Annotated in this window: 11 protein-coding genes, 2 rRNA genes and 2 riboswitches; of the genes, 6 read left to right on the top strand and 7 right to left on the bottom strand. The window is 52.4% G+C overall.

Going from position 1 to position 10864, the window contains the following annotated elements:
- Position 1: 1 nt before the first annotated feature.
- The 4 genes from purB to GSF01_RS26150 form a co-directional block, all read right to left on the bottom strand.
- Positions 2 to 1297: an adenylosuccinate lyase gene (gene purB, locus GSF01_RS26135; protein ID WP_159888204.1), complete on the bottom strand. Its 1296-nt coding sequence runs from the start codon at positions 1295 to 1297 to the stop codon at positions 2 to 4.
- Positions 1298 to 1338: 41 nt separating this feature from the next.
- A complete protein-coding gene (gene purK / locus GSF01_RS26140) occupies positions 1339 to 2541 on the bottom strand; it encodes a 5-(carboxyamino)imidazole ribonucleotide synthase (protein ID WP_159888205.1) in 1203 nt (400 codons plus the stop codon).
- A complete protein-coding gene (gene purE, locus GSF01_RS26145; RefSeq protein ID WP_159888206.1) occupies positions 2538 to 3023 on the bottom strand; it encodes a 5-(carboxyamino)imidazole ribonucleotide mutase in 486 nt (161 codons plus the stop codon). Before purE ends, purK begins: the two co-directional genes overlap by 4 nt.
- 165 nt (positions 3024 to 3188) lie before the next feature.
- A riboswitch (purine riboswitch) is annotated at positions 3189 to 3290 on the bottom strand.
- 127 nt (positions 3291 to 3417) lie between these two features.
- Entirely contained in the window at positions 3418 to 4125 is a 708-nt protein-coding gene (locus tag GSF01_RS26150) for a DUF6483 family protein (RefSeq protein WP_159888207.1), read from the bottom strand.
- A 151-nt stretch (positions 4126 to 4276) separates the two neighbouring features.
- Positions 4277 to 4436, top strand: a riboswitch (cyclic di-AMP (ydaO/yuaA leader).
- A gap of 3 nt (positions 4437 to 4439) precedes the next feature.
- Between GSF01_RS26150 and GSF01_RS30225 the strand changes: the two genes are divergently transcribed.
- From GSF01_RS30225 to GSF01_RS26180, 6 genes are all read left to right on the top strand, one after another.
- Positions 4440 to 5276, top strand: coding sequence for a stalk domain-containing protein (locus GSF01_RS30225; RefSeq protein WP_159888208.1), 837 nt, complete (start codon positions 4440 to 4442; stop codon positions 5274 to 5276).
- A 105-nt stretch (positions 5277 to 5381) separates the two neighbouring features.
- A complete protein-coding gene (locus GSF01_RS26160) occupies positions 5382 to 6077 on the top strand; it encodes a polysaccharide deacetylase family protein (protein WP_235941746.1) in 696 nt (231 codons plus the stop codon).
- Between the two features lie 148 nt (positions 6078 to 6225).
- The gene (locus tag GSF01_RS26165; protein ID WP_201305487.1) at positions 6226 to 6786 is read left to right on the top strand and encodes a DoxX family protein; all 561 of its coding nucleotides are present in this window, start codon (positions 6226 to 6228) and stop codon (positions 6784 to 6786) included.
- A 182-nt stretch (positions 6787 to 6968) separates the two neighbouring features.
- Positions 6969 to 7745, top strand: a complete 777-nt coding sequence (locus GSF01_RS26170) for an AAA family ATPase (RefSeq protein ID WP_235941747.1) — start codon at positions 6969 to 6971, stop codon at positions 7743 to 7745.
- Positions 7746 to 7935: 190 nt separating this feature from the next.
- Entirely contained in the window at positions 7936 to 8268 is a 333-nt protein-coding gene (locus GSF01_RS26175) for a PadR family transcriptional regulator (RefSeq protein WP_159888210.1), read from the top strand.
- Positions 8265 to 9593: an FtsW/RodA/SpoVE family cell cycle protein gene (locus GSF01_RS26180; RefSeq protein ID WP_159888211.1), complete on the top strand. Its 1329-nt coding sequence runs from the start codon at positions 8265 to 8267 to the stop codon at positions 9591 to 9593. Before GSF01_RS26175 ends, GSF01_RS26180 begins: the two co-directional genes overlap by 4 nt.
- A gap of 168 nt (positions 9594 to 9761) precedes the next feature.
- On the opposite strand, the gene GSF01_RS26185 is transcribed toward GSF01_RS26180, so the two are convergent.
- The 3 genes from GSF01_RS26185 to GSF01_RS29435 form a co-directional block, all read right to left on the bottom strand.
- Complete coding sequence (locus tag GSF01_RS26185) at positions 9762 to 10244, bottom strand: DinB family protein (RefSeq protein WP_159888212.1); 483 nt, start codon at positions 10242 to 10244, stop codon at positions 9762 to 9764.
- A 280-nt stretch (positions 10245 to 10524) separates the two neighbouring features.
- Positions 10525 to 10641 (bottom strand): 5S ribosomal RNA (gene rrf / locus GSF01_RS26190).
- Positions 10642 to 10762: 121 nt separating this feature from the next.
- Positions 10763 to 10864 (bottom strand): 23S ribosomal RNA (locus GSF01_RS29435); the annotation flags it as partial.

The following is a 10864-nucleotide window of genomic DNA, read 5'->3' on the forward strand; positions in this document are numbered from 1 at the left end:
CTTAGCTTAAGCCTAGACGTTTGAATATCGTGTCGACATGCTTCAGATGCCAGCTCGGATTGAAGGCATCCTCAATCTCTTCGGCGCTGAGCTTATCGGTGATGGCCGGCGTCTCTAGCACGATGGAGCGGAATGAGCGCTGCTCCTCCCATGCCTGCATCGCACGAGGCTGAACGGTGTCATACGCCTGCTCGCGGCTGAAGCCCTTGTCGATCAGCTTCGTCATCACGCGGCCGGAGAACGGTACGCCGTACGTGCTCTGCATGTTGCGCTTCATGTTGTCCGGAAAAACAGTCAGGTTCTTCACGATGTTGCCCAGACGGTTCAGCATATAGTTGAGGAGAATCGTCGCATCAGGCAGGATGATCCGCTCCACGGAGGAGTGCGAAATATCGCGTTCATGCCACAGGGTTACATTCTCATAAGCGGACACCATATGGCCGCGGATTACGCGGGCAAGGCCGGAAATGCTTTCGCAGCCGATCGGGTTGCGCTTGTGCGGCATGGCCGACGAGCCCTTCTGGCCCTTGGCAAACGGCTCCTCCACCTCGCGGAACTCGCTTTTCTGAAGAGCGCGGATTTCGGTCGCAAACTTGTCCAGCGACGTAGCGATCAGCGCCAGCGTAGCCATGTACTCCGCATGACGGTCGCGCTGCAGCGTCTGCGTCGAGATCGGCGCCGGCTTCGTGCCCAGCTTGCCGCACACATACTCCTCGACAAACGGGTCAATGTTTGCGTAAGTGCCGACCGCTCCGGAAATTTTACCGTACTGGACGCCATCGGCCGCGAAGCGGAAGCGCTCCAGGTTGCGCTTCATTTCCTCATACCAGAGCGCCATCTTCAGCCCGAAGGTCGTCGGCTCGGCATGAACGCCATGCGTCCGGCCCATCATCGGAGTGTCCTTGTAAGCAATCGCCTGATGGCGGACGATCTCTATGAAGTTAGTCAGATCGCGCTCCAGGATTTCATTAGCCTGCTTCAGCAGATAGCCGAGCGCCGTGTCCACGACATCGGTGGAGGTCAGGCCGTAATGCACCCATTTGCGCTCCGGTCCTACCTTCTCGGACACGGCCCGGGTGAAGGCGATCACGTCATGCCGCGTCTCCTGCTCGATTTCGTAGATACGGTCGATGTCGAAGGCCGCATTCTTCCGCAGCTCCGCTACATCCTCCTTCGGAATCACGCCGAGCTCCGCCCATGCTTCGCAAGACAGAATCTCGACCTCCAGCCAAGCCTTGAATTTATTTTCCTCGGTCCATATTGCGCCCATCTCGGGTCTTGTATAACGATCGATCATCGGTTCGGCCTCCGTATTCTCTTCTCTTGGGATCGAGCTTGCTAGTTATCCTTAGACTCCCATATCCCGGAAGCCTCTATCCAGCGAAATGCCGATTCCGGCGTGTCGGCCAGCACATTCACGTGACCCATCTTGCGCCCGTTCTTCGCCTCGGCCTTGCCGTACAGATGGACTTTGGCTGTAACCCCAGGCTCCAGATTCTCCGACTCCGGCTTCACGATCCAATCGAGAAGAGGCTGCACATGCTCGCCCAGCACATTGACCATCACGACGGGCTGCATCAGCCCCGGGTCGCCTAACGGCATATTGCAGATCGCGCGCACATGCTGCTCGAACTGTGATGTACGGCAAGCCTCCATCGTATAGTGACCCGAATTATGCGGACGCGGGGCGAGCTCGTTCACGTACAATTCGCCATCCGCCGTCAGGAACAATTCGACGGCGATCAGTCCGATCACGTCCAGCCCTTTGGCGATATCTGCCGCCATCCGCTCCGCCCGCTCCACCACATCGGAAGGCACCCTTGCAGGCACGATGGACAGATGCAGAATATTGTTCACATGCTCGTTCTCCGCAGCCGGGAAGGTCCTTATCTCGCCTCGCGGACTTCGCGCCGCGATAACGGACAGCTCCTTCTCGAATCGGATGAACTGCTCCAGAACCAGCTCGGTGCCGGCCCGGGCTAAGGTTTCATAGGCTTCGCCAATTTCGGATTCGCTGCGAATCACCCACTGGCCCTTGCCGTCGTAGCCGCCTGTTGCCGTCTTGAGCACGCACGGCAGCCCGAAGCGCCCGACCGCCGCGCGAAGCTCGTCTTCGCTGCGGATCTCCGAATAGGGCGCCACCCTGACGCCTGCGGCCTCGATAGCCCGCTTCTCCCGAAGCCGGTGCTGCGTCGTGTAGAGCAAGCTGCTGCCTTGCGGCACGTAGGACTCCTTCATTAGAAGCTCGGTCACGTCCGCATCGACATTTTCAAACTCATACGTGATGACGTCGGACAGCTCGGCAAGCTGCCGGGCCGCGCCCGCATCGTGATAGGGCGCCGTCACCTGCTTGTCCGCCACTTGACCGCAGGGCGAGTCAGGCGTCGGGTCAAGCGTGGCGAAGCGGTAGCCCATCGCCCGGCCTGCGAGCGCCAGCATACGGCCGAGCTGGCCTCCGCCAAGCACCCCGATGGTCCCCCCCGGCGCAATCACCTTGTCAGGGTCATATGCTCTTGCTTCCCGTTCGGTGCGCGGCGTCATTCCAGCACGCTCTTCTCTATCACGGTTTGGGCAATCCGCTCGCGCCGCTTCGCAATTCGCTGCTGCAGCTCCGGATCGAAGGCCGCCAGGATCTGAGCGGCATACAGCCCTGCATTCGTAGCTCCCGACTGCCCGATCGCCATCGTGCCCACAGGGACGCCGCCCGGCATTTGTACAATAGAATAGAGCGAATCAAGCCCGCTCATCGTGGAGGATTTCACAGGTACGCCGATAACAGGCAATACCGTCTTAGACGCTACCATCCCCGGCAGATGCGCAGCGCCGCCGGCGCCAGCAATAATGAGCTTCAATCCCCGTCCGGCAGCGGATTCCGCATACTCGAACATGAGGTCCGGAGTACGGTGCGCGGATACGACTCTCTTCTCGTAAGCAATCTCCAGTTCATCGAGAATGTCGCACGCATGCTTCATCGTCTCCCAATCGGACTGGCTTCCCATAATAACTCCAACCTGCACCGTCATAGTAACCTCCGTTTGCCGCTTGGTTGTTTCGCAGCGGTCGTTTTGAGCTTTATCAATAAAAAACGCCCTCGAGGATAACGGAAGCGCTGAGCTCTTCGGCTATCGGAAGGACGACAAGAAACACCCTTAAGCGCAAGTTAAGGCCAAGCACAACTTGTGCCGACCTCTTACCTGACGCTTACTCGTAGTCCAAAAATTTAAGGTTTTCGGGTAGAGACTTTCGGGCCATATCCCCGACGTTATACGAGATTATTCAACTCATCGATGGCATCGACTTGCCAATCTTTCACTCTCCCAGTTTAGCAGGGATCGACATATCATGTCAACCAAAAAACCCGAACATTCTATAAATATTAAGCAGTAATAGTTCGTATTTATCTCGTCTATTCCTCAGTTACCGTTTATTTACAATCCGCTTCTTCATTTCGGCGAGCTCTTCCCGGGTTTGCTCCACTTCTGCTCTCGATAGGCCGCCGATCGTTAACTGATCCTCATCCAGCTTGGTCCATTTCTCATATCGCTCAAGACTCATTTCCAGAAGCTTCAGCCGTTCCTCCGATGACTCCGGACTCTCCCCTTCTTCCGCATCCAAACGATGAAAAAGAGCATCCTCCGCCTTGGCCAATCGGCCTGTTTCTTCGTAATAGGGAATAAGCAGCTCCAGCAGCTCCTTGCTTATCGGGCTTCTGCCTATGGCCTCTAATCCCGATTCGATGCGCTGATCGATTTCCTGAAGCAGCGTCTCTTCTTCCTCGCTCGCCCGCACCCGGAGGAGAAGCTCTACCCATCTGGCCGCTTCCTCTAAGGCCTGCTCCGCCGACGAAGCGCCCTCCTCCTTCAGCAGCTTGCCCCGCGCCATCATCATATCGCTGATGGCGAGCGCCTTGCCGGTATCCGGCCGGCCCCCCTGCGAGATAAGCTCCAGCAGATCGCGTACAGCAAGCCCCAATACCAGCCTGGAATCGAGCCCCACCAGCCGTTTCATCGCTTGATTCAGGATATTCAGCCGCTCCTGCAGCGCTTGCCCCCGTTTATTGATAACCTGCGCGATGACTTGAGCCATCTGTTCAATTAACCGCATAATGTAGTCCCGCTGATACATGGCCCCCAGCTCCCTGTCTTCAGATTTCCTTCCATTGTACCATCCGCCTGTCTTGTTCAGAAGCAAAGTCTAGATCATACAGGAAAAACCGCCAGTATCCGGAAAAAGCTGGATGAAATTATGCATTGAAGGAATGATCAGGGACATGGTACAGTCTTAAAAGCCGAATCGAACAGTTTTTTATGAACGTACGGGGGACGCTTTACATGGGGTGAATAGACGATCCGGAAGCATTACGTGCAGGATCGAGCTTAGGGAAATCCTCTTCCCGAACCCGACAACTAACCTCGGAGGCCCGATAGGAGGGACATCAAGTGAATAAGCGTATCAAAAACATCCTGCTGGCAAGCTTGCTTTTGCTGCCCGCGGCGGTGACTTCTTCCGTACCTGCGCATGCGGAGCTTTTCCATCAGGAGACCGACATCAAGGTACAGATCAACGACCAGCTTCTGCAATTCCCCCAGACACCACCGGTAATTGACGACCGCTCCAAGCTGCAGGTTCCTGTCCGGACCCTTGCCGACAAGCTTGGCTATGATCTGGACTGGCAGAAGACCGGCTCTGAAATCTCCATAACGGTTGCGAGTGAGGGGCGTAAGCTATCGCTCACTACCGGCGAGCGCCAAGCATCCATTAACGATAAGCCTGCCGATCTGGATACTCCTGCCCGCCTCGTCGATGGTCGGGTTTATGTGCCGTTCCGCTTGGTTGCCGATGCCTTCGGCTCCCTGACCCAATGGGATTCGAGCAATCGGATCGCTATTCTTTCGACAGACGGCAAGTACTACGCTCCGGCTTGGTACCGTCCCAAAACGCTTGCTAGCAATTACTCGAAAGTAATTGTTGCAAAAGCATCCGCTTATACCTCTTCCGCAAGTGAAAACGGCGGCTTCGCTTCGCTGGATTATATGGGCAATCAACTCCAGCTTGGAACCATCGCCGTTGATCCTTCGGTTATTCCTTTGGGAACCAAGGTGTATGTTGAAGGCTATAAGCATGACGGATTGCCTGCCGGGGGCATGTACGCAACAGCAACCGACACCGGCAGTGCGATCAAAGGCAATAAGATCGATATCTTCCTCCCCCAAACTCGCGACCAGGCGATGAAATTCGGCATTCAACAGGTTAAGGTATACCTCCTCAACTCGTAGAAGCAGTCTCCGGACTGCTTTTTTCTATTCATCCAGGTATTAGCTGCATACGTTTAACCCTGCCATCGGACACTATGCCTATAGCTTCAAGGGAGGTTGTCTGTAGTGAAGAAAACGATGCTGCTGTTGGTTTGTTGGATGCTGCTGACCCCTCATGGCTCAGCCTGGGCCGCTCCGGCACGCGATGAGGTCGTGTGGAATGTGGATACGGACCAGAAGCTGATCGCCCTAACCTTCGACGATGGCCCCAATCCTGTGTATACGCCGCAAATTCTTGATCTGCTGAAAGCGTATGAAGCCAAGGGAACTTTTTTCGTCCTGGGCAAACGGGTACAGATGTATCCGGCCATCGCCATCCGCGAAGTAAACGAAGGACACGAAATTGCCAATCATACGTTTGACCATCACTATTTGAAGCATGTGCGCCCTGAGCGGCTCGTCCAGGAAATTCGACAAACTCAAGAGGTTATCTTCGATATCACCGAGCAGCTGCCCCATGTATTTCGTCCCCCCGGCGGATTCTATAACGATCAGCTGTTAAGCTCTATGAAAGAAGCTAACCTGACGGTTGTTATGTGGTCCTGGTACCAAGACACCCAGGATTGGCGCAAGCCCGGGACCGACAAAATTGTAAATCAGGTACTCAGCAATGTGCATAACGGAGATATCGTGCTTTTTCATGATCTGGAGGGCGATTGCACCCAAACCGTGGAAGCTCTGAAAATTATCCTGCCCGAGCTGAAGGCCCGGGGCTATCAATTCGTTACTGTATCGGATCTGATCTCCCGCACGCGGCATTAGCACGGATGACCAAACCTGAAGAACAGGCCGGCTGTGATTAGTCAGCTTGTTCTTTTTCGATTCTCGGCAGATGTTGTGATTTTTTTCACATACATAGTTGTTCCTTCGGATTATACTAAAGTCAGAAAGAACAAAGGAGATGGTTTACATGATGAACTGGCTTAGAGAAAACCGATACGCTGCCGTATTGTTGACCTTCATTCGACTGTATCTCGGATTCAACTGGATGATTCACGGATGGGAAAAGCTTACCGCTGCAACCCCATTCAACGCGGCAGGATTTATGAAAAACGCCGTCGCCAATCCCGTAGTTGACAAAACGACGAAAGAGCTCATCTATCCGACCTATACCGCTTTCGTCGAAACTTTCGCCTTACCGAACGCCAAGCTCTTTAACTTCCTGATCCCGCTCGGCGAATTCCTAGTCGGACTTGGTTTGATCCTCGGCGCTCTGACTACGGCTGCTATGTTCTTCGGCCTCCTGATGAACTTCATGTTCATGTTCGCCGGAACAATCAGCACCAACCCTTGGATGGTTCTGGTAGGCTTCGTTATCCTGGCCGCCGGCGCCAATGCAGGGAAGTTCGGACTTGACTACTACATCCTTCCGTACACCAAAAAAATGATCCGCGCCGCGTTCCACAAGAACGATCCCGGTACTAAAGGCAAACCCATCGGCGGCAACCCTTTGAACCGTGCGGCTCATTAAACAAAGTCTCGACTCCACGATAAGCTGGCCCGACTGTTCAGCAAGCACCCCCTTCCTTCAGAGAACAAGGAAGGGGGTGTTTTTCATAACTGGATTCGAACATAGGTTCGTGTTATAGTAAAAAGACATCGTAACGCTAGTTATCCTGGCAGTTGACTCTTCCTATGAAAGGACGGTTCCCCTTGCAATCAACAGGCCGTGATCCTTACATCCGCAGCGTGGAGCTGCTTCGCGACCGCATCCCTTCTTTCGCCGGCTATCCTTTCCATCTGGATGTTCTGCGCAACTTCTCCAGCCTTCCGCTGCATCCGAAGGTCACCTATCTGATCGGCGAGAACGGGTCAGGGAAATCTACCCTGCTGGAGGCGATAGCCATCGCCTGGGGGTTCAATCCAGAAGGCGGAACGTTGAATTTCACCTTCTCCACTCAGGACTCCCACTCCGAGCTGCATCGCTATATCCGCTTGGTTCGCGGGATTAACCGGCCGCGGGACGGCTTCTTTTTCCGGGCTGAGACCTATTATAACTTGGCTACCAATATTGACGAAATGGATAAAGAACCGGGCGGAGCAAGAATCATCGACTCCTACGGTGGCAAATCGCTGCATGCCCAGTCCCATGGCGAATCCTTTTTTGCGGCATTCGTCCACCGCTTTAGCGGCAACGGCTTATATATTCTCGATGAGCCGGAGGCGGCCCTGTCTCCATTCAAGCAGATGTCCATGCTAGCCCGTATTCATGCGCTCGTGAACAAGAACTCGCAGTTCATTATTTCTACGCATTCGCCCATTCTGATGAGTTATCCCGATGCCGCCCATTTTGAATTATCCCCGGAAGGCTTGCAGCCTAAATCACTGGAGGATACCGATCATTATATCTTCACCAAGCAGTTCATTAACAACCGCGAGCGCATGCTGAGGCATCTGCTTGAAGATTCGGTTGGCGAGGAGGAGGACTAGTCTGCCCTTCTCCCCTATTGCCGGACGCTATACTCGCTCTTCAGCGGGCGGTGTCCGGCTATTTGGCTTCTGTATACTCTCCTTCGTTGATAAGCGGACGTTGACAATGGGGCATATGAGGTTTATGATCTAATACATAGATTTACGATGCATCCATTAACTATGTATAATTGAAGGTGGTGTTATTGGGATGAAAATCAATAAGGAGCTATTAAAGGGAACGACCGCTACTATGATACTTACGCTCTTGACCAAGCAGACTATGTATGGTTACGAGTTGGTTAAGGAGCTTGAAGCCCGGTCTGACGGTGCGTTCAGCTTGAAGGAAGGCACTTTGTATCCTCTGCTCCATGCTATGGAAGCGGAAGGACTTGTCGAGGCATCATGGTTCGAAGCGGATGGACGTAAGCGTAAGTACTATCACATCACCAATGCCGGGCGCTCCCGTCTTGAGGATAAGAAAGCGGAATGGATATTTTTCCGCAAAGCTATGGATCAGGTACTCGGGGAGGGAAAAGCGTGATTAGATACAATGAAGCCGTGCGCCAGTTTCTGAATGAAGTATGCTCCGAAATCCGGTCGCGCGAAGCTCACCCCCATATCCGTCAAGAGCTTGAAAGCCATCTGGAATGCTTGGCGGAAGAAAGGGAAAGCCTTGGAGCCGATCGGGAGGAAGCTCTTAAGTGGGCAGTTGCTCAGATGGGCGATCCGCGGCTAATCGGGAAGGATCTACACCGAATTCATCGCCCTAAGCTTGAGTGGGGGCTGCTGGCAACCATTATAGCCTTTATCGGCTACGGAATTATGGCTATCTATGCACTCGATAAGGGGGTGCCTGTGTCCAGCTCAACCTGGGGCTCGGAGATGTTGTTTCTTTCCAAGCTTGCTGCTGCCGGACTTGGCCTGGTCATCATGGTTGCCTTGTACTACTTCCCTTACCGCAAGCTCCAGGATTTAACCTGGCTCTTATACGCCGTACTTTTAATCGGTCTATGTCTCGTCTTGTTTCTTGGCAGTCCTATCAATGGTTCTCCGCGCTACCTTTCTATCGGATTCTTTTATATAGACTGGCCCGGAATCAGTTCTTTTTTGTTTATTCTGGTAGCCGCCGGCTGTCTCCCCGCCTGGTTTGCCGAGCGAAACCATTTTTTCCTCAGAAATGTTGCTCTGCTCGCGCCTGTTGTCGGCCTGCTGGCCTTATGTAAGACGACGCCTGCCATGGTTTTGGTTTTAGTCGGGTACTTTACCGTTTTGGGATCGGTAACTAAGCGATGGAAAACTTCATTCGCGTTAAGCTTAGGAAGTCTGATTACCTTCTGCTGGCTGCGGCTGGCCTCGAACCCGTTCGAAAAGGACCGCCTCCTGGCCTTTCTGAATCCTGATATGGATTCGTATGGGAGCGGATATTCCTATTATAGGATTGCGGAAACGATTAAGGCCGGCGGATGGCTGGGGCAGGGACTGGGTTCCCCCTTACCGCAGTTTCCAAGTATGCATAGCGAATTAATTTTTACATTTAGCCTGTACAGCTTCGGGTGGCTGGCCGGAATCGGGTTAGCTGTCGTCGTGCTGTATATGATTTCCCGTTTCTGGCATTCGTTCGCTCAGGTCCGTGACCCGTTCGGAAAGCATCTCGTCCTCGGTCTGGCTTCTATACTTGTTTTCCAGCTTGTATATAATCTGTTAATGTCCGTGGGATTGCTTCCTCATCTCGGCATTCCGCTTCCCTTTGTCAGCTACGGATTCTATCACATGTTGTACGAGATGTCGGCCATCGGTATTATATTGAGTATTTACCGGCGCAAAGATCTCTCCGCAGGCTCCGCTGGTCCGGCCTCTGCTTCCTAGGCGGAAGGGATTGCTCGCTCCATAAAAAATGCCAGGATACTCTCTTTTCCCTTCGTTTCCAAGTAAGGAGGGGGTAAGACAGGTCCTGGCTTCATTCTATTTATATGGCTCTGTTTTCTTTAATTGTTGATTCTCGAGCAAAAGAAATTCGCCGCATAAACAAGGCGGCTAATCTAAACGATTTGTTTTCGTAAACAACCCTCTACCTATTACATTCGCTGATACTGGTTGAAGCCCAATCTCTCTTGCCCATATGGATAGCTGACCCATATGATGAATTTCATGTGCAATTACATGGCGTAATATTTCACCTTTGGTATAACGCCCTTCAGTCCACGGAACAATTATAGTTTCGTTATCCATTTCATTTGACCATGTATTCAAGAACGCTTGTGTTTCATTTAGCCAAGAATCGGAAAGTTCCTTTACTTGACCGAGCGTCTTATAATTCTCGTATTGAACTTGGATATCGGGCTTGCCTTGTATTCCACGAATCCAACTATATTCCACGTCCGAAATATGGAATAGTGTATACAGAATAGAACCTGAACCACCAATTCGATTACGCAACAATTCCTCCGTTGGAATTTGCATACACAGTTCAAACCATTCATCTCTTACCATCCAGTTATACGGAAACAATTTTATCAACTAAACCGCCCCTATCAGATATGTCTAACTATTTCATACGGCAGTCTTTCACTCACAATGAACATGATATCTGTCTTAAAGTGGTCAATCCATTTTTTCAGGCGGCTCTGTAACTGTTGACGCTTGAAGAGGGGAATAGGATCCGCAATGATGTTACCCTTATTATAGAACGAACGTTCGCAAACATCAAATATCATTAACATGTTTTAACATAGCTTTTTATATAAGGCAATAACGAAACAGCCCGTATGGATTTGTCCATACGGGCTGTTTCTAATTGGCTTGGCGACGTTCTACTCTCCCAGGACCCTTCGGTCCAAGTACCATCGACGCTGGAAGGCTTAACGTTCGTGTTCGGGATGGGTACGCGTGGTTCCCTTCCGCCATCATCACCAAACCGGATTTTTCGAGGAGAACTCCTCTGAAATCTCTGCGAGAAAATATCCCCGCTTTCTCAAGGCGGCTTGCACCTTGAAAACTGGATACGAAACTTAGCATGCTGAATGCTGTTAGCTTATTTGGATAAGCCCTCGACCGATTAGTATTCGTCAGCTACACGCGTTGCCGCGCTTCCACCCCGAACCTATCAACCTCGTCGTCTACAAGGGGTCTTACGAATT

This window comes from Paenibacillus puerhi (assembly GCF_009846885.1).
Taxonomy (GTDB): Bacteria; Bacillota; Bacilli; order Paenibacillales; family NBRC-103111; genus Paenibacillus_G; species Paenibacillus_G puerhi.

Coding starts and splice junctions, on each gene's coding strand:
- purE (WP_159888206.1), bottom strand. CDS start 3,023: ATGACGGTGCAGGTTGGAGTTATTATGGGAAGCCAGTCCGATTGGGAG.
- purB (WP_159888204.1), bottom strand. CDS start 1,297: ATGATCGATCGTTATACAAGACCCGAGATGGGCGCAATATGGACCGAG.
- GSF01_RS26165 (WP_201305487.1), top strand. CDS start 6,226: ATGATGAACTGGCTTAGAGAAAACCGATACGCTGCCGTATTGTTGACC.
- GSF01_RS26175 (WP_159888210.1), top strand. CDS start 7,936: ATGAAAATCAATAAGGAGCTATTAAAGGGAACGACCGCTACTATGATA.
- GSF01_RS26150 (WP_159888207.1), bottom strand. CDS start 4,125: ATGTATCAGCGGGACTACATTATGCGGTTAATTGAACAGATGGCTCAA.
- purK (WP_159888205.1), bottom strand. CDS start 2,541: ATGACGCCGCGCACCGAACGGGAAGCAAGAGCATATGACCCTGACAAG.